Consider the following 23,693-nt stretch of genomic DNA (forward strand, 5'->3'; position numbering starts at 1 on the left):
AGTTTGAACGGGTTAAAAGGACAAGGAAGCGCCGAGGGTGTAGGTCCGTGCCGCCGGGTAGGCGTAACTGTCGAGTCCGTATTGGGTGTTGCTGGTGAAATTGGAATTGACTTCCGGGTCGAAACCGTGGTATTGGGTCAATGTCACCAGGTTTTGCCCGCTTACATAGGCACGCACGCGCTTGATCCATCCCGGTTTCAATGGTATTACATATCCGAGCGAAACGTTTTTAAGCCGCACAAAGGAGCCGTCTTCGATATAAAAGGAATCTGTATTGGTACTCCTCCATTGCCGGATCGACGGCAGGGTATTGGATGGCTTATCTGCCCGCCAGGCACCTTCGATGACCGTTTTCAACAGGTTATCGCTCGGGTCCGATTGCTCCATAGACTTCCGCGTCTCATTCAGGATTTTGTTTCCCTGCACGCCCTGGATAAAGACAGACAGGTCAAAACCCTTGAAAGATACGTGGTTGGTCATGCCGAAAATGAATTTGGGAAGGCCATTGCCGAGGATCTGCCGGTCGGTTGCCTCATTGAAAACACCGTCGCCGTTGACATCCTTGTAGCGGATCGCCCCGGGTAAATCGCCGGCCCGGGCCAGGTTGCCGGCTGCCTTGATTTCATCGGCTGTCTGCCAGATCCCGTTAAAAACATTGCCGTAAAATGATCCCACCGATTCGCCCACCTTCACGATGGAGTTGGCCGTGAAAATCTGATCCGACGTATTGAGCCGCAATACCTTGTTGCGGTTCAGGGAGAAGTTGGCATTGGTTTTCCATTTCACCATACCATCTGTATTCACCGTATTGATCCCCAGCTCAAAACCCCGGTTAGCCAGGCTTCCGATGTTTCGGGTTACCGTAGTAAAACCGGTAGTAGCAGGCAGCTCGACCGGCAGTAGCAGGTCCGTGGTGGTTTTGATATAATAGTCGGCCGTGATCAGTATCCGGTTGCCAAGCAGCCCCAGATCAAAACCGGCATCGAACTGCGCCGTTTTTTCCCAGCGCAGGTCCGGGTTTGCGATGCGGGAAGCCTGGTTGGCGAGAACTTCCGCGTCACCGAAAACGGTACGCGAAGTAGCGTACTGAGAGAGCGAATTATACAGACCAATCCCATCGTTGCCGGTTACGCCGTAGCTCAGGCGGAATTTCAGGTCGCTGACAGCCCTGATGCTTTTCATGAATGCCTCGTCGGACACACGCCATGCGAATGCGCCCGAGGGAAAAAAGCCATACTTGTTGTTGGCGCCAAAACGTGACGACCCGTCGATGCGGCCGGTCAAAGTGAACAGGTACCGGCCGGAAAGACGGTAATTGACACGTCCCAGGTACGAGTTCAGGCCCCATTTGTTCAATGCGCCTCTGGGCGGGAGCGGCTTATTCCCCAACCCGATGTTGTTGGCACCCAGTGAGTAGCTGGGGAAATCCTGCGCTTCGGCATAGGCCCGTTCTTCCCGGTTGCTCTGGAAAGTGATCCCCGCCACGACATCGAAGCCGTGTATGCCACTCGAACGGGAATAGGTCAGGACGTTTTCATTGAGCAAATTCAGATTGTTGGCCGATCCGTTACTGCCAAATCCGTTCAGGGTATTGCCGATCAATGTCTCGGGTGTGTAAAAAATATTACGGCGCGTATTAAGCACGTCCGCCCCGAGGCTGATACGGGCACTCAGCCCCTCGGCGAGCACGATTTCGGTAAAAACGTTGCCCAATATACGATCCGACAGAAGGTTGTTGGTCGAAGTCCTGGCAACAGCCACCGGATTGGCGATGGAGTTGAATCCCGAACCCGATCCGACGTTCAGTAGCTGGTAGTTGCCGTTAGCGTCGAAAATCGGACTGGCCGGCGAGGCACGCAATGTCAATCCAACCAGACTTGCCCCGCCGGTTTCGTTCACGCTGTTGTTGTTGCTCCGGCTAATGGTAAAGTTGGTACCGACTTTGACCCGCTTGCTGACATTGGCGTCGAGGTTGACCCGCGCGGTGAACCGTTTGAAATTGGAAGTGATGACAATCCCGTCCTGGTTGAAATAGTTGCCGCTGACCAGGTAGCGGATCTTGTCGGAACCCCCGGATATGGATATTTGATAATTCTGGATTGGTGCGCTGCGGAATATTTCCTTTTGCCAGTTGGTGCCTTCCCCATATTCGGCGGGAGGCTTGGGGTACGCGCCGTTGGGATTCCCGTACCGCTCTGCAAAATTCAGGTTACGCAATTGTTCATTTTTCGCGGCTGTATGTTCCGCAGCCGTGGCCATGTCCAGCATTCTGGTGATTTGCTGGACGCCGTAATAGGTTTCAAAATCGACACTGGCCTGGCCTTCTTTCCCACGCTTCGTCGTGACAAGCACTACGCCATTGGCGCCCCTTGAACCGTAAATGGCTGTTGCAGACGCATCTTTAAGTATTTCAATGGATTCGATGTCATTGGGATTGACGGCCGACAGCGGGTTCGGATAGGCGGCCGAATTGTTTGCCCCGCTCGCGGGATCGGGACTGGTCATCGGGAAACCGTCGATCACGTAAAGCGGATCGTTGCTGGCGGAAATCGAGTTGCCGCCTCTCACACGGATCGTGATCCCGCCGCCTGGCGCGTTGGATGAGTTGGTAACCTGTACGCCCGCCACCCGGCCCTGCAAGGCCTGATTGAAGGAGCTGACGGGCTGCTCTTTCAGCTCTGTTGCACCAATAGAAGACACGGATCCGGTCAGGTCCCGCTTCTTGACAACCCCATATCCGACCACCACCACTTCACTGAGAATCTTGTCATCTTGTTTAAGAATCACATTAACGATCGTACCCGTGCCGGCGGCGACCTCCTGCGAGACATAGCCGACAAAAGAGAATACCAGGGTCGCACCCGCGTCCGGGATTTCGAGAACATATTTCCCGTTTTCATCCGTGGTGGTGCCGCTCTGTGTCCCTTTGATCAGGATATTAACACCCGGCAGGCCCATTCCCGCCGGATCGGTCACCGCACCGGTGACCTTAAGAAGGGACTTTGTTTCAACCTTCTCTTTTTCAGGGCTATCTTCTTTTTCTTCGGGTAAATTGCGTTTGAGGATAATCTGCCGGCCTACCACTTCGTAGGTGAGCTCGTAAGGGCCGAGCAGCTTTTCGAGTACCACAGAAAGTTTCTCATTCGAGAGTTGCAGGGACACCTTGCGCGTGGCCTGAATCAGGTTAGGGCTGTATGAAAACTTCACGTCAGCGCTTTTTTCTATTGAACTAAGCACGGCAAAGATCTGCTGATTTGACGCTCTTACCGATACCTTCCTGTTCAACAGTTCCTGCGCGCGGACGTCAGCGGCAAAGGAGATATTGGCAAAAAGAGCGGCAAGACAACATTGTAGAATAGTCCATCGCATGGTTTTGACTACCCCCAAAGGGATAGTGTCAATTATTTTCATAATTTTGATTGTTTTGGTTTAACCAACATTGAAGCAAAGCACCCCGCATCGGGTCTCAAGCGATGTCATGGCAACATGAGTGGGGATTTCAGAGCCGGTGATGTTCCTGCATCACCGGCTTTTCATTTTGGGGATTAATGTACTTTTATAGCATAGCGGGAAGGTTAGGGTTAAAATTAATGGCAGCCGTTTCCGCTGATGATGATCCGGCCGTCGGTACTCTTGTATTCTGCCTCGATTGATTTGCAGATCACATCCAGTTTTTCGTAAAGGGATTCCATGCTTAGGTCGGCGGTCAGCTCGCATTGTGCGAATCGCGCCGCGTCGTAAACAATGGGCACACCGTAGGCTGTTTCAAGCATGTCGAACACTTCGGGAACAGCAGATCTGGTGAAGACAAACTGCTTCGGCAAGGCAGCGCCCTTCACGAGAACAGGCTCTTTCACCACAGACCGGACCAGCTCCACATCCTTGCGTGACAGCGTTGCCTGCTGGTTCGGCAAAAGAAGCAGATCCCGCACTTTGCTATTTTGCGTGGCCGCTGAACCCAGTTCATCGGAGATCGAAACCGCCACTTTTCCGGAGGTAACATTCACGACGACATCCTGGTCGCGCTCGTAGGCCCGGATATTGAAGCTCGTACCTAGTACTTTTGTAATCAGCTCATTGGAATACACCAGGAAAGGCCGGTCCGGATTTCTGGCTACATCAAAATAAGCCTCCCCGCTCAGGTACACCGCTCTGGTGCCGCCTTCATTGAACTGCTCCGGGAATGACAAACGGCTCGCGGGGGCGAGTCGGATTTTGCTGCCGTCGGACAGCAGAATGGACATGGGGACATTGCCGGTATTTACTTTTTCGACCAGGCGCTGCCTTGCGTCCGCCACATTGGATTCGTAGGTAAGCGTCTTGCGGCGGGGATTATTGATAAACCACAAACCGAGCAACAGGATAACTGAAGCAGCCACGGCCCAGTAAGGCCAGGCAGGCAACCTTCTCACCGGGCGCTGTTCTCGTCCGGTGATCTGTGTTTTAATCTGTCGGAAAACCTGATCCCGGCGCTGCTGAGTGCCAAAGCCAGCATTAACCTGCTCATCCAGAGCAAGCAGCAGCTCACGAGCCCTTGAAACCGCCGCTGCCTTTTGAGGATATTCACTGAGAAACTGCTGCCAGAAAGCATTGGAATCGGATGTCGGATTTTGCACCCAATTGCGAAAATCGGCATCTTCCAAAAAATCAGTGACCGAATGGTTTGCGTACTTCATATCTGTACTGGGAAATTGGTTACTCCCATTTTTAATACAGAGTGGGGGCAGGCCTGTTTTAACCTCCCCAAAGCACTATTTTTTATCGAAAAAATTAAAGTAATTTTATAAGGCTGAAAATCAACAGGATAGCGATCTTTTTTAGGATAGCGATAGCCTTTTGCACCAGGTTGCGGGCGGTTTGTTCCTTGATATTAAGCACCTGCGCTACCTCGGCGTATTCGAGGTTATGATAGTAACGCAGCAGCAATGCTTCGTTCTGGCGGGGCGGCAACCGGCTGAGCCAGATACGGAGCTGCTCGGTTTGCTCGAAAACTTCTTCATGGCTTGCATAAACTGATTCCGGTGACATTTGTACCGGTAATTGCTTTTCATCGAGCTCCTCCCAGTCCGCATGCTGGTCAGTTTTCAGCGTCTTTACAATTTCCCGGCGCAGGGAACGCAGCAGATAAAACTTTACCGAAACGGCCTGTCCCACAGTGAGACGGTTGCGCCAGATCGCGACGAAAAGATCCTGAATAGCGTCTGAAACAATATCTTCCGGTGCCAGTCTTTTACCATAGCTAAACAAAACCTGGAAGTAACGGTTATACAGCAATTCGAAAGCGGGTTCGTCACCTTGCCTCATGGACGCCCAGAGCGCCTCATCGTCTGTATGTCCGGTATCCGTTTTCAAAAGTTCAGTGCTTCCGCAAATAAAAACAAAAAACCTTGAAAAATTAAAATTACCGGGGTTAAGCATCCACCTGACACCGTGCCGCGATCCGGGTGCCGTTAAAAAAATGGCGGAGCGATGAACATGAAAATTGTCAGGAAGCAGAGGCAGATTTTGTATTCTGGGGGATAAGCACCACTTTTGACGCCAGGGCTGTATTTGCATACAGTTTATACGTTTCTTCGGCAGCAGTCGGGCGTTTGAAATGATCCAACGAAAGAAAGAACACTGGTTTAAAATGCTTTTTGTCTGGCAGGGCTCGGTGCTGCCCCAGCTCTTGCCGAGGCTGTTGTTGCTGTTGTTCATGTCGGTCGCGATCGTCTATCTCAATGGGACCTTATATCATTACAAAATTCCTTTAAGTCCTGCTCCCTTTACCATCTTCGGAGTAGCAATGGCCCTGTTTCTGGGATTCCGCAACAACGCCAGCTATGACAGGTTCTGGGAGGGCAGAAAACTCTGGGGCGCGCTGCTGAACGACACCAGGTCACTTGCACGTCAGGCAATAACACTCACGGGATATGATGCCCGAAGCAAGGAGGTCGATGATTTTGTCCGGATGCTGATCGTCTTTACTTATTGTTTGAAACATCAGCTCAGGAAAACCGACCCTTCACACGATATTCAGAGCAGGTTGCCGAGTGAACTGGCTCAAAAATTAATCGGTGCCCGTTATAAGCCCGTGATCCTGATGCTGGAAATGGGCAGCTGGGTAAAAGAGGCTCGCGAAAAGGACTTCATTGATCCGATTTGTCAGGCCGCTATGGACGAGAACCTGAACAAACTCTCCGATATCGTCGGTGGCTGCGAACGCATTGCCTCGACGCCGATCCCCTACACCTACCAGGTGTTGCTTCACCGGACCGTCTACCTGTATTGTTTCCTGCTACCTTTTGGCCTGGTCGACAGCCTCGGCTGGATTACCCCGCTGATCACGGTTTTCATCGGTTACACATTTGTCGCTTTTGAGGCCATCGCCGATGAGCTTGAAGAACCATTTGGTACCGAACCGAATGACCTTTCGTTGAATGCCCTAAGCAGAATGATTGAAATCACATTACTCGAAATGACGGGACAACCCACGCCGGAGCCCGCAGTCGCTGACCCCGATAGCTTTATTATCGATTGACCATTCCAAATTTCCGGTCCGCAAATTGGACCCGAAACCTTCAACTTACACAACGGATTAGTCCATAGGAAGGGATGGATTTTTGCCGGTATCCGGGTAAGTTTTGAATTCTGTCAAAAAAAAGAGCCTGTATTCTTGTTTTCGGGAATGGGATGTGACTATATTTGCCTATCTAATTGATAGATTAACTATTTGTTAACCACCGACGGATAGTTTGTTTCATATTCAACATAACATTTAAGATGAATCCGTATTCAGAACAGGTTATCTTGTTGAACCTTCGCGTGGTATATTCTTCCGCCTTTTGCCGGTACTGTTCAAGCTGTTGTTAGTATCGCGATCACCGCAGGACTGACAGCCGACAACTCATCGCGTCCTGTGTTACTGCTGTTGGTGTTGTCACCAACAACCCACTCGCGAATCTCAACCATTTCACCATATCATAAGCCCCGGCACAATTGTATTGACCGGCCATCCAGTTATTTATGAAAGTTTCTACCCTCACCCTGGGACTTCTGACCGGCTTTTCAGCGGTGTTCGTGCCCGACGCCATTGCTCAGAAAAAAGCCGCTCCCGACACCCGTCCGAATATCATCCTCATCATGGTCGACGACCTGGGTTACTCCGATATCGGGGCATTCGGTTCGGAGATCAAAACCCCTAATCTCGACCAGCTTGCCGCCGAAGGGATTCGTTTCAGACAGTTTTACAACAATTCCATCTGCGCACCCACCCGTGCGTCGCTGATTACAGGCCAGTATCCGCACAAGGCAGGCGTTGGTTATTTCAACGTCAATCTCGGGCTGCCGCCTTACCAGGGTTATCTCAATAAAGAATCACTCACTTTTGGGGAGGTGTTGCGCAACGCAGGATACAGCACGCTTCTGAGTGGCAAATGGCATGTGGGCGACGACAGTCTCGCCTGGCCCAATCAGCGCGGATTCGACCGTTTTTACGGTTTTATCGGTGGTGCCAGCAACTATTTCGATATTGGTGAATACGGTCAGGCGCCGCAGGTGGAACTCGTCGAGGATAACAAGAGGATTCGTTTGCCCAAAGACAAATACCTGACAAACGAGATCACCGACCACGCGCTGCAGTTCCTGGATGAGCAGAGTAAAACCGCCAAACCATTCTTTCTCTACCTCGCATTCAATGCCCCGCACTGGCCGTTGCAGGCACTGCCGGAGGATATTGCCAAATACAAGGGCCGGTATGCCCTCGGCTGGGATTCACTACGGAATGAGCGCATTGCGCGTCAGAAAACACTGGGTATCGCAGATCCTCATCAGGCCGTGGCTGTTCGCGACCCGGAGGTGCCTGCCTGGGACAATGTCCCTTACGATGAAAAACAGCTTTGGCAGACTAAAATGGAAGTTTATGCAGCCATGGTGGACCGGGTAGACCAGAATGTGGGCAAACTCCGCGAAAAGCTGAAAGCACTCCGGAAGGAAGAAAACACCCTGATCGTCTTCATTTCCGACAACGGGGCGCAGGGAGGTTACTCGGGTACATCACGCCGTAAGCCGCAGCGGAACACTGGTCCGGTGGGGACGGCGGGATCGTACAGCTACCAGGACCAGAACTGGGCTTATGTTTCCAACACACCGCATTCGCATTACAAAAACAATATGCATGAGGGCGGGATCAGCGCACCGTTTATCGCCTGGTTTCCCAAACAGATCAAAGCCGGTGGGATCGTGAAAGGTACCGGTCACCTGATCGACCTCGCCCCGACTTTCTATGATCTTGCCCAAGCCACCTATCCTGTTACTTTTAACGGAGTCAAAACCAATGTATTACCCGGCAGAAGCCTGCTTCCCGTGCTGACTGGCAAAATACAGGAAGTGGATCGCAGTGAGCCGATCTTCTGGGAACGTGCGGGTAACCGGGCAGTCAGAAAGGGTAAATGGAAAATAGTGTCAACCTATCCATCCTATAAATGGGAGCTGTATGACCTGGAAAAGGACCGGGGTGAAACCGCCGACCTCGCAGCCTCCCGAACCGATATCGTCAATGAACTTTCGGCTGAGTATTTCCGCTGGGCAGAGCGTACCGGTGTGGTGGATTATGAAAAGATCAAACCGGCTAACCCGTTCGGCGCGCCGGCAGGGCAGTCGGCAGCGCGACAGGCAAATGCCAGAAGCAACACCCGCTAGTTACCCGGGATACGTATAATGCGGGAAGTTCGCTCTCCCTCCGGGGCGGACTGCTTGGATCCGACCTTCAACTACTCATCTAAAAAATACTTTGGCATGAAAAAACTGATCATGTCAGCCATTCTCATATGGCTGACCGGCTCCCTGTACGCACAGGAGCTGGTGCACGGTGTCGTACGCGACGATGCCGGACAAACGCTCCCCGGTGCTACCGTCGTGCAGAAAGGTACCTCACGAAACGCCGTAACCGACCCGGATGGCCTGTTCAGCATTCCTGCGGGAAAGGAATTCCCGTTTACACTTCAGATCAGCCTCACCGGCTACCAGCAGCAGGAAGTCGAAATATATGAACTGAGCACCGCGGCCATTGAAGTGCATCTGAAAACCTCCAATGTACTCGATCAGGTGGTGGTGATCGGTTATGGTACCCAGAAAAAAGGTGACCTGACCGGCTCGGTATCGTCCATTTCGACCGGTGACCTCAAAGGCGTACCCATCAGCTCGCTTGACCGGGCCTTGCAGGGACGTGCGGCAGGCGTGCAGGTAACCCAATCCTCGGGGCAGCCGGGGAGTTCGGTCAGCATCAAAATCCGGGGTGGAAATTCCATCAATGGCGCCAACGAGCCGCTCTACGTGATCGACGGTTTTCCGGTTTATAACAATAACAGCTATGCCGACGCCGGCGTCACCAATGGGCCTGCGATCAATGCATTATCAACCCTGAATCCCGGGGACATCGAATCGATCGACATCCTCAAAGATGCTTCGGCAACGGCCATTTATGGTTCCAGGGGAGCCAATGGGGTGGTGATCATCACAACCAAAAAAGGGAAGGCAGGTAAGAATGTGATCACCTACGACGGTTACTATGGCGTTCAGAAAGTGCTTAAAAGGCTCCCGCTCCTGAATGCGCAGCAATGGGCCTTACTGAAAAATGACGCGATGGCCGATTCAAAAAAAGCACCGGCATTCAGTCAGGCGGAAATCGACAGCCTGGGACGGCCGGGCGTAGGCACCGACTGGCAGGATGAGGCATTCCGGCAAGCTTCGATCCAGAACCACAGCCTTTCGTTTTCAGGCGGTGATGACAAAACGCGTTTCGCATTGTCGGGCAATTATTTCAAACAGAACGGAATCCTGCACAATACCGATTTCGAGCGCTATTCTTTCCGTATCAATATCGATCGCGATATGAGCAAGCGTTTTAAGTTGGGTTTCAACTTCTCGGGCAGCAAATCCTCGGCACAGGTAGCCCCGGAAAACGTTGTCCCCAACCTGTTGCAAATGCCGCCCACGATGCCGGTGCATGATCCCACGAGCGCCAATGGTTTTACGTTGCGGAGTATCTACGACAGCCCCCTGGCAAATCCGGTCGCCACGCTGTTCCTGCAAGTGAATGAAACGCACATCTTCCGCGGGTTCGGCAACGCCTATGGGGAGTACCAGATCGCCGACGGACTGAAAGCCAAGGTTTCGCTGGGTACCGACATTTTGCTCAATAAACAAAACCGTTATCTGCCCGCGACCTTGCAGGAGGGAAGCGGGCTCGGGGGGCAGGGTATTATCGGGAACAAGAACACGATCGGCTGGCTGAATGAAAACACATTGAGCTACAACAAAACCTTTAATCCGGATCATGCGCTGGATGTCGTGATCGGGATCACCCAACAGGCTTCTACAACCGAAAACACCGTGGCGCGCGCTGCGACCTTCGTTACCGATGAGTTTGGTTATCACAACCTGGGCGGCGGTACCACATTTCAGAATGCCTCTTCCAATTATTTCAAATGGACTTTGCTATCCTATCTCGGCCGTGTCAATTATACGTTCCGGAATAAATACAATCTTACCCTGACCGCCCGTGCCGACGGTTCGTCGCGATTGGGTGAGGACAATAAATGGGGCTTTTTCCCTTCTGCGGCATTCTCCTGGAATCTTGGCCGGGAAGAGTTTATTCGTAACATTCAGGAAATCAGCAATCTCAAACTGCGACTGAGTGGTGGCGTAACGGGCAACCAGGAAATCGCCCCTTACACCTCGCTCGCGCAGGAGGCATATTACAGCTACCTGTTCGGCAGAAAACTGGTGGCGGGTTACGCACCCAATGGTATTGCCAACCCCAACCTCGGCTGGGAGCAGACGGCCCAGTACGATGCCGGCATCGACCTGGGATTGTTCAAAAACCGGATCACTGTTACCCTGGATGCCTATTACAAGAAAACAACCGACCTGCTGCTCGACGTGCCACTTCCTTATACCAGCGGTTACCCCAATGCATTCCAGAACTATGGCAGCGTAACCAATAAGGGCGTGGAACTCTCGGTCAACTCCATCAACTCGGAAGGGGCATTCGGGTGGACGACGGACCTGGTGTTCTCGACCAACCGCAACAAGGTAACGAGCCTCGGCCCCGGTGTGTCGTCGGTCATTTCGGGCGTGTCGATCGCGCAGGTGGGCTATCCACTGGGTTCTTTCCTGGTGTTGAAAACCGATGGTATTTTTCAGAACGGCGACGATATCGCCAAACTGCCCAAATTCAACGCGAACGACAAAGCGGGAAGTCAGCGGTATGTGGATGTGAGCGGGGCAGATGGCAAGCCCGACGGCACCATTACCCAGGCTTACGACCGCGTGATCGTCGGCAATGCGCAACCGAAGTTCATTTTCGGTCTTACCAATAATTTTTCTTACAAAAACTTCGACCTGAATATACTGCTGCAAGGCCAGTCCGGTAACAAGGTGTACAATGCTAACCAGGCCAACCTCGAACTGGGAACGGGGTATATCAATGCTTCCACGACCATGCTCGACCGCTGGACGCCGGCCAATCCGAGCAACGTAATCCACCGTGCTATAGAAAATCCGGCAGTGACCGTATCCGACCGCTTTATCGAAAACGGATCTTGCCTGCGCCTTAAAAATCTGAGCCTGGGCTATTCGCTGCCTGCGTCGGTACTTTCGCATTGCAGAATCAGCCAGCTCCGGTTTTATGTGACGGCTCAAAACTGGATCACATGGACGAAGTATACCGGCTACGATCCGGAAGTAAGCCGCAACGAGCAGACCACGCTGACCCAGGGTGTCGACAATGGCGTATACCCGGCCAGTAAGACTTTCCTGGGCGGTTTGACCCTCACATTCTGAAACAACGCATTTACCCGGAGATGATCATGAACAAATTGAAATATAACCTGAAAAAGAGTCTGCTGGTCGCATTGTTCGCCGTCACGATGACAGGCTGCGTCGACCTGGACGAAGCGCCGAAATCGTTTGTATCTTCCGACCAGTTTTTCAAGACACAGGCCGATGCCGTGGCGGGCGTCAACAGTATTTATTTCCGGCTTAATTCGACGGGACAGACACCATATCATGTTCTTTTCTCGACCGGAATGGATATGATGAGCGACGATGTGCAGCCCGGTCCGGGTGCGACCAACGCGGATGTGCGCTCGCAGTCGGTACTCTCGCATTCATCCACGGGCCAGCGTGTGCGTGAAATCTGGCAGCAGCATTATGACGCTGTCAACCGGGCCAACATCGCTATTGACCGGATCCCAGCCATTGAAATGGATGAAACCCTGCGCGGGCGATTGGTGCTGGAAGCAAAATTCCTGCGGGCATTGTTTTATTTCAACCTCGTACGGCTCTATGGCGATGTTCCCCTGATCCTGCATGAAACGAATTCGCTGAGTCCGTCCGACCTGTATGTGGAGCGTACGCCTGCCGAGCAGGTTTACCAGCAGATCATCCGGGACCTGAAAGATGCAGAAGCGTTGCCTCATGATCCATTTGCCAAATCGGGTCCGAAGTATGCCGCGGGCGATGCCGGACGTGCCACCGGCGGCGCGGCGCGGTCCCTGCTGGCAAAGGTATACCTGACCCGATATGACTACGTCAATGCAATTCAGAAAAGCCGGGAGGTCATCGACGGCGCTTTCGGATATGACTTGTTTGCGGATTACTCGCACGCTTTTTTGCCCGCCTATAAAAATGGTGTCGAGCACATTTTTTCAGCTCAGTTTGAGTCTAATGCTGATTCGCACGGAAACAACCAGGCCATGCGAGAGGCGCCTACGGGCATTCCCGGTTTGAATGGCAATTTCGCGGAACAACCGATGCCGCGCGTGTATGAATTGTATGCTGCCAAAGACAAAAGGAGGGATGTGACCTTCATCACGTCGATCGTGAGCCCGGCTAACGGGCAAACCTACCAACTGACCGTGAAAGACCCCGCTACCGGGCAGAACAAGCCCAACCCGCATTTCAATAAATGGTGGGACCCGGCTCAGGCAGGCAACCTCGCGCAGTCGGCAGCCAATGTGTCGATCCTCCGCTTTTCCGATGTGCTGCTGATCCATGCTGAAGCGGAGAATGAGCAGAACGGACCGAATGCGACTGCTTACGCTTCCTATAATAAGGTGCGTCGGCGCGCAGGGCTGAACGATCTGACACCCGGTCTCTCCCAGGCCCGGTTCCGTGACTCGTTAAGGATCGACCGTCGGCTCGAATTCGTATTCGAGTACTCCCGCTGGTTTGACCTGATCCGCTACAAACCGCTCGATGGACCCGACGCGTACCTGATTAAGTCCCTGCATGCGGCAGGTAAAACCAATGTGCAGCCCAAACATTACCTGTACCCGATTCCGCAGCAGGAGATCGATAACAATCCTAAACTGCAGGGAAAGCAGAATCCGGGATGGTAGGAGGGCAGTCGGCTTTCGGCGGTCGGCTTTCAGCAATCGGCTTTCGGGAGTAGGATGAGGGTGATTTGTATTTTTCTATTAAAATCAAAAAACAGGCAACCGCCGAAAGCCGACTGCCGAAAGCCGAAGTAAACTACCCATCATCATGCTTAGAACTTTCAAAATCTGCATTATTCTCAACGTGCTGCTGTCGCTCGGCGCCATGGGTACTATTCATGCGACTTTGTTGCGGGAAGATCAATCCAATGGCCGCCAGCGTCCGGCAAAGCCCGTCGGAGCACAATTGCATGGAACCCGACTGAACGCGGCCCGTCCGAACGCGGCCCGTCCGAACACAGCCCGACTGAACATCGTGATGATCATGGCGGATGACCTGGATAGCCGGCAACTCAGCTGTTATGGCGGCCGGAACCTGCAAACGAGGCATATCGATGCGCTGGCAAAGGACGGGTTGAAGTTCAACCATCTCTACACGTCGGAAGCTATGTGCGTGCCTACCCGGGCGTCGCTTTTCACGGGTCTGTACCCGGTCCGGCATGGTTCGTTCCAGAATCACAAGCCGGTATACGACCATCTGAAAAGCATCGCGCATTATCTGGGTGACCTGGGATATCGTGTGGGGCTGACGGGCAAGGACCATGTGACGAAGCCGAAGAATGTCTTTCCGTTCGATATCGTCGATGGTTTTGAGCCGAATTGCGTTGCGCCTACCGACGCCTACCGGCTCGATGACGTTAAAAAATACATCACTGGCAGTGACAAGCCGTATTGCCTTTTCGTGATGAGTATCAATCCTCATGCGCCGTGGACGGTAGGGGATACCACTGAATTTGATCCTCAAAAATTGAAATTACCTGCCGACTGGGTGGATACGCCGATTACCCGTCGGCAATATGTAAAATACCTCGCGGAAGTGCGGAGACTCGATAACCAGGTGGGCGACATAGCCGCATTGCTGAAAGAAACCGGTCAGGACCAGAACACCATCCTGATCTTTCTCGGGGAGCAGGGAGCGCAATTCCCGGGCGCTAAATGGAATCTGTACGACACCGGTCAGCGGAGTTCGATGCTCGTCAAATGGCCGGGGAAGGTAAAAGCATCGTCGGAAACCAATGCACTGGTACAATATGAAGACATTACCCCGACGCTGATCGACATCGCGGGAGGCAAACCCATTGCCGGTCTGGATGGCAGAAGCTTTCTGCCGGTCATTTCGGGCAAAAGCAGGGAAGCCAGGAACTATGTTTACGGCATTCACAACAACATTCCGGAAGGCGACCCTTATCCGATCCGCAGCATCCGCGACCACCGCTACAAGCTGATTGTGAACCTGACGCCTGACAAACAGTATTACAATCGCTTTATGATGAACCGTGAGCGTAAGGATCGCAATACGGTCTGGTTCTCGTGGGTGGACGATACCGCCGATGCGCAGGCCAGAAAGATCACCGACCGCTTCGTAAACCGTCCGGCCATTGAGTTTTACGACATCGAAAAAGACCCGTTTGAGCTCGCTAACCTGGCGGCCGACCCGAAATACGCCGCGCGCATTGCCTCCATGAAAAAAGAACTCCAAGCCTGGATGAAGCAGCAAGGGGACGAAGGCGCTTCCATCGATCGGGTATATACCAGAAAACAGGAGGCCAGATGAAACAGCGTGTTTTCGCCTTGTTGATGCTTTGTGCATCTTGTATCGTACCTGCTTACAGCCAGCAGAAAACCCGTCCGAACATCCTGCTGATCATGACCGACGACCAGGGTTACGGCGATTTCGGTTTTACCGGCAACCCGCATGTGAAAACGCCGCATATCGACCAGCTCGCCGTCCGTTCGACGCGTTTGACCAACTATCATAATTCTCCCGTATGCGCACCTACGCGTGCGAGCCTGCTCACGGGGCGTTACCACCAGCGTACGGGCGTGCATGATACCTACAATGGCGGGGCCATCATGGCGGCGGAGGAAACTACGTTGGCCGAAATCCTGGGTAAAAATGGGTACAGAACCGGTATGGTCGGTAAATGGCATCTGGGAGATAATTACCCGTTCAGGCCGTCGGATCAGGGTTTTCAGTATAGCCTGGTACATGGTGGTGGCGGAGTAGGGCAGCCGGGGGATTTCTATGAAAATTTCGTGCGTACGGACAGCAGCTATTTCAACACCACTTTATCGGAGAACGACCGTAAAGTGACCCGGCAGGGCTATTGTACCGATGTTTTTACGGATCAGGCCGTTCAATTTCTACGTGAAAGCAAGACGGTTCCCTTCTTCCTGTATGTGTCGTACAACGCGCCGCACACACCACTGCAAGTGCCGAAAAAGTATGAGGATATGTATAAAGACCTCCGCTTTGATACCGACGCGGACCGACAGCCGGGGAAGGCCTGGGCGTCGATGACGGAAAAGGATAAAGCCGATGCCAGGAAAGTATACGGGATGGCGACCAACATCGATGATAACGTGGGCCGCATTCTTGGCGAGCTCAAAAAGCAGCGACTGGAAGATAATACAATCGTGATTTTCCTGACCGACAATGGAAACCAGCAGCTCCGCTATAACGCGGGTTTCCGGGGATTGAAGGGTTCGGCTTATGAGGGCGGTACCCGGGTGCCCTTTCTGATTTCAGGAGCGAATCTTTTCGAACCGGGGCGGGAAGTGAACGCATTGCTGGCGCATATCGACGTGCTGCCGACATTGCTGGAAGCGGTGAAGATATCCTTGCCGGTGACTGTCAAAGCGGATGGAAAGCCAGCATTGAAAGTCATTCAGGGAAAGCAACCGGCGGCGCCGCGCATTTTCTATAACGCCTGGAACCGGGGTTGGCCGGAGCCTTACCGGAATGCCGCTTTTTACAGAGGCAAACACAAGTTTGTCGCCTACAACGCCGATGAGCAGGACCTGAGTTCATTCGGATTGTTTGATCTGGAAAAAGACCCTTTCGAGCAGGAAAACCTGGTGCACGCGGAGCCGGAACTCGCCAAAAAATTGAAAAAGGGGCTCGACAGCATTTTCACCGACATTGCGGCAAGTCCTCAACTCGCGCAGCGCCGCATTATTGTCGGTTCCACCCATGAACCGGTTTCTGTCCTCACCCGCCAGGACCTGAACGGCACGGCCATGAGCAACTGGCTGGCCGAGAAAGCCACGGGCTACTGGAACATTACCATCGCACGCGACGGGCATTATGACCTGCGGTCTGTTCACATCGGCCCGATCGCGAGGGGAACCCGCAGCCTGGTGCGGCTGGGACAGGTGCAGCGGAGTGCGGTTGCCAAAGGAGACGAACACGCGGTTACGATCTCGCGGGTCTGGCTCAAAAAAGGGGATTATGTGGTCGAATCCTGGTTTGAGGGACAGGGCGGCGTGACGGGACCGTACTATTTGGAAATCAGTCAGGCAAAATCAGGGAAGTAATGGCAAACTCTTATAGTGCAAAGGTTTGGGTAATACTATTGCTGATCCTGGGGAAAGCGACGGCGCAGGGTTTTCAAAAGCCGAACGTCGTTTACATCATGGCCGATGACCTCGGCTGGGCGGAATTGGGCAGTTACGGGAACCGGTTTAACCACACACCCGAGCTCGACGACCTGGCGCGCCGAGGTATACGCTTTACGCAGGCATATGCGCCCGCGCCCGTATGCTCGCCTACACGCGTGGCGCTTATGACAGGCCTGCATCCGGCGCGCGTGGGCATCACGGATTACCTGGACGCGAAAGATGAGAAATTCCTCTCCCCGGATTATCTCACGCTGAACGAGCAGCTCAGTAAAGCGGGCTATCATACCGGCCTGATCGGCAAATGGCATCTCACCGGGGATTACGACAAAAAGCGGGGCTCTCCCGAAAAGCATGGCTGGGACGAGGTGCTTTGCTCCGAAACACGGTACATCGCCGGCGGGGCCTATTACCACCCCTATTTTTTCATGCCCGAACTCGCCGCTAAAAGCGAAAAAGAATACCTCACCGACCGGCTCAATACCGAGGCAGTCGATTTTATACGCAGGAACAAGGATAAAAGGTTCTTCCTGTATCTCTCGCATTACTCGGTCCATACCAAACTGAAAGGTAAACCCGACAAGCTCGCCCGTTATCAGAACCGTCCGGAAGCCGGTACGGATCACAACAATCCCGAACTCGCCGCAATGCTGGAAAGCATCGATGACGGAGTCGGCCGGATCGTTCGGGAACTGCGCGCGCTGGGCCTGGAAAAGAATACGCTGATCTTTTTTACTTCCGACAATGGAGGCGAAACCAGGGTAACCTCCAATGCTCCTTTGCGGGGCGGCAAATCGCAGCTTTATGAAGGCGGAATCCGCGTGCCGCTGATCGCCTGCTGGCCCGGAGAAATTAAAGCGGGGGCGACGACCGACACGCCAGTGAGTGCGCTGGATGTGTTCCCTACATTTTCCGAACTGGCTGGGCAGCCGGTTGCCAGGGCTGCCGATGAAAGTATCAGTTTTTTGCCGGCGCTGCTGGGAAAAGAAAATCGAAAGCCAAGAAATCTCTATTGGCATTATCCGTTACCAAAACCGCATTTCCTGGGCGGACGCTCGGCGGGGGCTATTCGCAGCGGTGACTTCAAGCTGATCGAGTTTTTCGACACCGGCACGGTGGAACTGTACAATCTTAAAAATGATATTTCCGAGCAAACCGATCTGGCGGCTGGTCAACCGCAAAAGGTCGTGGAGTTGAAAGCGAAATTGGCGGCATGGCGGAGAGGGCTGGTCGCGGAGCACCGCTGAAGAGGTTTTGAAAAGTGTTTATCTGTAAATAATGTTTTATGATAAAAAAGGTAATTTTCGCCGCACTGCTGATCGCGCTGGGGCAATGGGATGGGTATGCCCAAAAGAAGAAACAGCAACCGCCCAATATCGTGCTCATCGTCTCGGATGACCATAGCGCACCTTTTCTGGGCAGTTATGGCTATCCACAGATCAAAACACCTAACATCGACAGGCTGGCGCTGGAAGGTATCCGGTTCAACCGGGCGTATACCACAGCGCCTCAATGCGTACTGTCGCGGGCGGCGATCATGACAGGCCGCAACACGCTGGATGTGCAGATGACCCGCTTTTCGGCACCACTCGACGCCTCGGTGACGGCTTATCCCGAACTGCTCCGCAAGGGTGGCTACCATACCGGAATCCTGGGCCGTAACTTTCACCTGGACGGCAACCGCCGCGTTCCCGAAACCGTGACGGTCCTGGAAAAGTATGGTCTGGAGACTTTCAAAAACCGGGTCGATTACCTGAACGTCACGGGTAACCGGGATAGTATTTTCCAGCAGTACACTGAGTTTCTGGACAATGCCCCGAAAAGCAAACCTTTTTTCGTGCAGGTCGGGTACAGCGACCCACACCGGGTTTTCAATGCAAAGAATTTCGAACCGGATCCCCGGACACTTTCCCTCCCGGGGCATTGGCCCGACACAAAGGGTGTCAGGGCCGATTTTGCATCCTATCTGGGCGAAATCCAGCGACTTGACGGCGACGTGGGCCGGGTTCTGGACGATCTGAAAAAGCGGGGCCTGGATGAAAACACGCTGGTGGTGTTCATAGGCGACAACGGCGGAGCGCTGTTGCGGGGGAAAGGTACCTTGTACGACCTGGGTATCCACGTCCCGCTGATCATGCGGCATCCCGCGCTGATCAAGCCAGGCCAGGTGAGTGAGGCGCTGGTTTCGGGTATCGACCTTGCGCCGACTTTTCTGACGGTTGCAGGTGTTCCGATCCCCAAAGATATTACAGGTGCGAGCCTGACGCCCGCATTTAGCAACCCGCAATATGCAGGACACGACTACATTTTTGCTGTTCGAGGGGCGCATGGCCAGGGACTACCCACCAATTCCTCGAATTTTGACTTGGGGCGGACGATTTTTAACAAAAAATATAAGCTGATCTACAACGCGATCTGGCAAATTCCTTACCATCCTGTCGACTTCGCGACGCAACCCTTCTGGCTGGAACTCGAACAGCAGCATGCAGACGGCCAGCTCTCCGAAAAATATGATAAACTGCTTTTCGCCGACCGCCGACCCATGTTCGAGCTATACGATGAAGAAAAGGACCCCGACGAAACGAACAACCTGGCCGGTACCGAGGCAGTGCGCGAAGCGGAACACGATCTGAAATCCCGTTTGCAGGAATGGATGATCCTGAACCGGGATTATGTTCCGTTACCTATCGACCCGAAGTAGGGGGCTGTTGGCAATCGGCAATCAGCAGTTGGCTATTGGGAAGTTCCGAACCAAAAATGGACCGGCGGCCGATAGCCGACCGCCGAAGTACTTCAAACTACCAAATTGAAACAAAAATGAAATCCCTATTCACGACCCTGCTGTTTGTAAATGCCACGCTGGTGTTCGCTCAGCAACCCAAGCCACTGACGCATCCTAACATTATCCTGATCTACACCGACGACCAGCGGTACGATGCATTGAGCGTCGTACAGCGGGAGCAGGGCGAGAAGGCCCGGTTTCCCTGGTTCAATACCCCTCACCTCGACCGCCTGGCCAGCGACGGGGTTCGTTTCCGGAATGCGTTTGTGATCAACTCACTTTGCTCGCCGAGCCGCTCGACGATGCTCAACGGGCGGTACAATCATTTGAACGGAATCGCCAACAATCACACCGGGCTGTCGGACACAACCGTGACCTATGCAACCGAATTGCGTAAGGCGGGGTATCTGACGGCCTTTTTTGGTAAATGGCATATGGGTAAGGAGACCGGCAAGCGCCCGGGCTTCGACTATTCGGCCAGTTTTGTCGGTCAGGGCCAGTATTTCGATTGCCCGATAGAAATTAACGGGAAGGCGGAGCCAAGCAAGGGTTGGGTGGACGATGTTTCCACGACCCATGCAATTGAATACATCAAACAACATCAGGATCATACCTTTCTGGTAACGCTGGCATTCAAATCCGGGCATGGGCCATTTCAGCCACCCGCGCGTCATCAGGACACGTTTGCGAAGGTAGTACTGACCCGTCCGGTAACCGAAAACCTGTCGTCACCCTACAAAGGCCAGATCGACACCGGCAAACGCCCCGGTACCAATGCTGCAGCGAATGCAGGTGCTTCCTGGACCGAAAACAACGACCAGAAGATTCGCAACTACTTTGGTGCATTGAAGGGAGTCGATGACAATATCGGCCGTATCCTCCATACGCTCGACTCGCTGCGGCTGGATCAGAACACGGTTGTGATATTTTCGAGCGATAATGGCTTCTTTTTTGGCGAACATGGCCTGGGCGATAAGCGTGCTGCGTATGAGGAGTCGATCCGCATTCCGCTGCTGGTACGTTATCCAGCCCGTTTTCCCAAAGGCAAAAAAATCGACCAGATGGTGCTGAACCTGGACAATGCACCCGCGCTGCTGGATCTGGCGGGTGTTCGAGCCCCGGCGTCGTTTCAGGGCAAAAGCTGGGTACCGCTGATCGAAGACAAAGACAAAAACTGGCGGACGTCGTTTCTGTACGAGTATTTTTATGAAAACAGCTTCAATACGCCGACGATCAAGGCCGTACGCACCGAAACCGGCAAGCTGATCCAATACCCGGGTGAGGAAGGATGGTCTGAACTTTATGACCTCTCGGGCGATCCAGGCGAGACTATTAACCTTTATCATGCAAAAAACGGTGAAAAGCTGAAAAAGCAGCTTCTGGGTGAGCTGGGAAAACAGGAAAAAGCCACGGGTTACGTAAACCCGGCTTATGCCGATCCCCGGCCACTGGATGAAAAGGGGCAATACAAACGCCCTGCAAAGGAAGTGATCCCGTAAGCCGTTGCCGGTAACGCCGTTGCTGGTACCTCTCTCAACAAACGCCGTTATCGGTATCCTTACCAACTAACGCCGTCGCTGGTACCTCTCCCAACAAACGCCGTTATCGGTATCCTTACCAACTAACGCCATTGCTGATATCCTCATCAACGAACGCCGTTGTCGGTATCCTTACCAACTAACGCTGTTGTTGTATCCTTACCAACGAACGCCGTTGCTGGTATCCCTACCAACGAACGCCGTTGTTGGTATCCTTACCAACGAACGCCGTTGCTGGTATCCTTACCAACGAACGCCGTTGTTGGTATCCTTACCAACGAACGCCGTTGCTGGTATCCCTACCAACGAACGCCGTTGTTGGTATCCTTACCAACGAACGCCGTTGCTGGTATCCTTACCAACGAACGCCGTTGTTGGTATCCTTACCAACGAACGCCGTTGCTGGTATCCTTACCAACGAACGCCGTTGTTGGTATCCTTACCAACGAACGCCGTTGTTGGTATCCTTACCAACAACTGTCGGCCACCACAGTCCCCGGTATCTCAAATTCCCGAAAGTTAACCTCCTATTTCCTTATGTACCGCCGTCAATTTCTCAAAAGTTCAGCCTTTTTTCCCGCATTCACGCCGCGTTCCACGCCTGCGGACACAAAGTTGCTGGTGACCGACATCCGCATTCATGAGGTAAAGGTCAATCAGCGGGGCAACTGGCATTTTGTGGAGCTCAAAACCAACAAAGGTCTAACGGGTCTGGGCGAAGCATCCCACGGTTTTTCCGCTGCTGTGAAAGACGGAAGAAGCCAGTTGCATGCCGAGCTGCAAAACCTGTTTCAACTCGTTAAAGGCGAATCCCCGTTTGCGGTGGAGCAATACCGCCAGCGAGGCTTTCAAAAGGCCTTTAAAAGAGGCAAAATTGCCATTACCGCTTTCAGTGCCATCGAGCACGCGTTATGGGACTTGAAAGGGAAGGCTTTGGGCGTGCCGGTTTACGACCTGCTCGGCGGTAAATTGCGCAATGAGCTGAAAGTGTATGCCAATATCAACCGCGCCACCAACGAGCGTGACGCCAACGGCCGCCGCCTGATCCCTGCATTCCTGGCGAATGCGGAAAATGCCTTGAAAAGTGGTTTCAGGGCTGTCAAGTTGGCTCCGTTCGACGATATGAAACCCTTGAAAACTGCGGATCAAAAGCAAATCGAGTCAGATATCGACTACGCTGTGAATTGCATTGAGACCGTTCGCAAGACCATTGGACCGGATATTGACCTGCTGATCGATGTGCACAGCCATTTGAACAAAGACCTGGCCATTTCCACCGCGCAACGTCTGGAAAAGGCGAATCTGTATTGGTACGAAGAAGCCATTAACCCGGAACAGTATCCCGCCGAAACCCGCGCGATTACGGAGGCCATCGGGCAGACGTCGGCCGGCGGGGAATCCATTTTCGGCAGGCAGGGGTTCGCCGCGCTCATCGCAACCCGGGCCCTGGATGTGATCATGCCGGATGTAAAGCATTGCGGCGGTATCCAGGAGCTACGCTTTATCGCAGCCCAGGCTGAAACAGCGGGTAACATGGCTATTGCACCGCATAATCCCAGTGGTCCTGTTTCCACGGCCGCAAGCGTGCAGGTGTGCGCGTCGATACCCAATTTTTCGATCCTGGAATACGCTTACGGGGAGGTGCCCTGGCGCGCGGAGCTGCTTTCACCCGCTGAGCATTTTCAGAACGGGCATATCCGGGTACCCGACCAGCCTGGTTTGGGGCATGTTTTAAATGAGCGCATATTGAATGCGCATCGCATTACTTCCCGGTAAGAGACTGCTGTGATTCGGTCTGGACACCGATGTTCGTGCCGGTTTTCCCGCCGGAGCAGCACATACGTCGGATTCGCAAAAGCGCCACTGAGTGCCCATTGGGTACTCAGTGGCGCTTTTCTATATAAAGTATAAAAAAATGCTTGAATATTAGCTTTTTATCGGATTGATAGATACATTTATATTAACCAAAATTTATCACTGAATCTGTCAAGAGAAGGAGTTAATTATGGGAAAAGTCAGAAATATTCTCGAAACAAAGAAAACAGGACCAGTGTCTATTCGGCCGGACAACACTGTTTTTGAAGCTTTGGAACTGATGGCTGAAAAAAATATCGGCGCGTTGCTGGTCATGGAAGAACAGCAGGTTGTCGGAATCTTCACAGAAAGGGATTATGCACGAAAAGTTATCCTGAGAGGGAAGGCCTCTAGAGATTTAATGGTGGGGGAAATCATGACAAGCAACCCCCTGACGGTATCTTCGGATACATCTATTGAAGATTGCATGGCTTGCATGACTGACAAATTTATCAGGCACCTCCCCGTTATCGATGACGAAAAACTCACAGGTATCATCTCTATTGGTGACGTTGTGAAGTACATCATCGAAGATCAGGAGTATATTATAGGCAACCTGAAACATTACATCACCGGCATCTAAGCAGCTTCCACGTTTCCATCATCTTACCATTTTGATCACGCCGATCTGAGAAAATACAG

General features: G+C 52.9%; 14 protein-coding genes. 11 read left to right on the plus strand and 3 right to left on the minus strand.

The window, feature by feature from the left end:
- Positions 1-12 precede the first annotated feature (12 nt).
- The 3 genes from BP71_RS29065 to BP71_RS29075 form a co-directional block, all read right to left on the minus strand.
- Entirely contained in the window at positions 13-3,411 is a 3,399-nt protein-coding gene (locus BP71_RS29065; protein ID WP_496385108.1) for a TonB-dependent receptor, read from the minus strand.
- A gap of 176 nt (positions 3,412-3,587) precedes the next feature.
- Complete coding sequence (locus BP71_RS29070; RefSeq protein WP_496385110.1) at positions 3,588-4,676, minus strand: FecR domain-containing protein; 1,089 nt, start codon at positions 4,674-4,676, stop codon at positions 3,588-3,590.
- A 94-nt stretch (positions 4,677-4,770) separates the two neighbouring features.
- A complete protein-coding gene (locus tag BP71_RS29075) occupies positions 4,771-5,352 on the minus strand; it encodes an RNA polymerase sigma factor (RefSeq protein WP_496385112.1) in 582 nt (193 codons plus the stop codon).
- A 244-nt stretch (positions 5,353-5,596) separates the two neighbouring features.
- On the opposite strand from BP71_RS29075, the gene BP71_RS29080 reads away from it, so the two are divergent.
- The 11 genes from BP71_RS29080 to BP71_RS29130 all read left to right on the plus strand — a co-directional run bounded on the left by BP71_RS29080 (position 5,597) and on the right by BP71_RS29130 (position 23,634).
- On the plus strand, positions 5,597-6,520 hold the full coding sequence (locus BP71_RS29080; RefSeq protein ID WP_496385113.1) for a bestrophin family protein: 924 nt from the start codon (positions 5,597-5,599) through the stop codon (positions 6,518-6,520).
- 485 nt (positions 6,521-7,005) lie between these two features.
- Complete coding sequence (locus tag BP71_RS29085) at positions 7,006-8,679, plus strand: arylsulfatase (protein WP_496385114.1); 1,674 nt, start codon at positions 7,006-7,008, stop codon at positions 8,677-8,679.
- A 96-nt stretch (positions 8,680-8,775) separates the two neighbouring features.
- The gene (locus BP71_RS29090; protein WP_496385115.1) at positions 8,776-11,823 is read left to right on the plus strand and encodes a SusC/RagA family TonB-linked outer membrane protein; all 3,048 of its coding nucleotides are present in this window, start codon (positions 8,776-8,778) and stop codon (positions 11,821-11,823) included.
- A 26-nt stretch (positions 11,824-11,849) separates the two neighbouring features.
- Positions 11,850-13,382 (plus strand): RagB/SusD family nutrient uptake outer membrane protein, encoded by a 1,533-nt coding sequence (locus tag BP71_RS29095; protein WP_496385117.1) that lies wholly within the window; start codon positions 11,850-11,852, stop codon positions 13,380-13,382.
- A gap of 145 nt (positions 13,383-13,527) precedes the next feature.
- Positions 13,528-15,033 (plus strand): sulfatase family protein, encoded by a 1,506-nt coding sequence (locus BP71_RS29100; protein ID WP_496385118.1) that lies wholly within the window; start codon positions 13,528-13,530, stop codon positions 15,031-15,033.
- Entirely contained in the window at positions 15,030-16,796 is a 1,767-nt protein-coding gene (locus BP71_RS29105; RefSeq protein ID WP_496385119.1) for an arylsulfatase, read from the plus strand. Before BP71_RS29100 ends, BP71_RS29105 begins: the two co-directional genes overlap by 4 nt.
- Positions 16,796-18,124: a sulfatase gene (locus BP71_RS29110; protein WP_496385120.1), complete on the plus strand. Its 1,329-nt coding sequence runs from the start codon at positions 16,796-16,798 to the stop codon at positions 18,122-18,124. Before BP71_RS29105 ends, BP71_RS29110 begins: the two co-directional genes overlap by 1 nt.
- 38 nt (positions 18,125-18,162) lie before the next feature.
- Entirely contained in the window at positions 18,163-19,578 is a 1,416-nt protein-coding gene (locus tag BP71_RS29115) for a sulfatase family protein (protein ID WP_496385121.1), read from the plus strand.
- A 116-nt stretch (positions 19,579-19,694) separates the two neighbouring features.
- A complete protein-coding gene (locus tag BP71_RS29120) occupies positions 19,695-21,158 on the plus strand; it encodes a sulfatase family protein (RefSeq protein WP_496385122.1) in 1,464 nt (487 codons plus the stop codon).
- A 576-nt stretch (positions 21,159-21,734) separates the two neighbouring features.
- Positions 21,735-22,973, plus strand: coding sequence for a mandelate racemase/muconate lactonizing enzyme family protein (locus tag BP71_RS29125; protein ID WP_496385123.1), 1,239 nt, complete (start codon positions 21,735-21,737; stop codon positions 22,971-22,973).
- 229 nt (positions 22,974-23,202) lie between these two features.
- The gene (locus BP71_RS29130) at positions 23,203-23,634 is read left to right on the plus strand and encodes a CBS domain-containing protein (protein ID WP_496385124.1); all 432 of its coding nucleotides are present in this window, start codon (positions 23,203-23,205) and stop codon (positions 23,632-23,634) included.
- Positions 23,635-23,693 lie beyond the last annotated feature (59 nt).

It is taken from the genome of Dyadobacter ginsengisoli DSM 21015, assembly GCF_059568735.1.

Bases quoted from the DNA above. Each gene is read 5' to 3' on its own strand.
- BP71_RS29125 (WP_496385123.1), top strand. From the start codon at position 21,735: ATGTACCGCCGTCAATTTCTCAAAAGTTCAGCCTTTTTTCCCGCATTC.
- BP71_RS29065 (WP_496385108.1), bottom strand. From the start codon at position 3,411: ATGAAAATAATTGACACTATCCCTTTGGGGGTAGTCAAAACCATGCGA.
- BP71_RS29085 (WP_496385114.1), top strand. From the start codon at position 7,006: ATGAAAGTTTCTACCCTCACCCTGGGACTTCTGACCGGCTTTTCAGCG.
- BP71_RS29100 (WP_496385118.1), top strand. From the start codon at position 13,528: ATGCTTAGAACTTTCAAAATCTGCATTATTCTCAACGTGCTGCTGTCG.
- BP71_RS29080 (WP_496385113.1), top strand. From the start codon at position 5,597: ATGATCCAACGAAAGAAAGAACACTGGTTTAAAATGCTTTTTGTCTGG.
- BP71_RS29120 (WP_496385122.1), top strand. From the start codon at position 19,695: ATGAAATCCCTATTCACGACCCTGCTGTTTGTAAATGCCACGCTGGTG.
- BP71_RS29070 (WP_496385110.1), bottom strand. From the start codon at position 4,676: ATGAAGTACGCAAACCATTCGGTCACTGATTTTTTGGAAGATGCCGAT.
- BP71_RS29110 (WP_496385120.1), top strand. From the start codon at position 16,796: ATGGCAAACTCTTATAGTGCAAAGGTTTGGGTAATACTATTGCTGATC.
- BP71_RS29090 (WP_496385115.1), top strand. From the start codon at position 8,776: ATGAAAAAACTGATCATGTCAGCCATTCTCATATGGCTGACCGGCTCC.
- BP71_RS29095 (WP_496385117.1), top strand. From the start codon at position 11,850: ATGAACAAATTGAAATATAACCTGAAAAAGAGTCTGCTGGTCGCATTG.
- BP71_RS29130 (WP_496385124.1), top strand. From the start codon at position 23,203: ATGGGAAAAGTCAGAAATATTCTCGAAACAAAGAAAACAGGACCAGTG.
- BP71_RS29105 (WP_496385119.1), top strand. From the start codon at position 15,030: ATGAAACAGCGTGTTTTCGCCTTGTTGATGCTTTGTGCATCTTGTATC.
- BP71_RS29115 (WP_496385121.1), top strand. From the start codon at position 18,163: ATGATAAAAAAGGTAATTTTCGCCGCACTGCTGATCGCGCTGGGGCAA.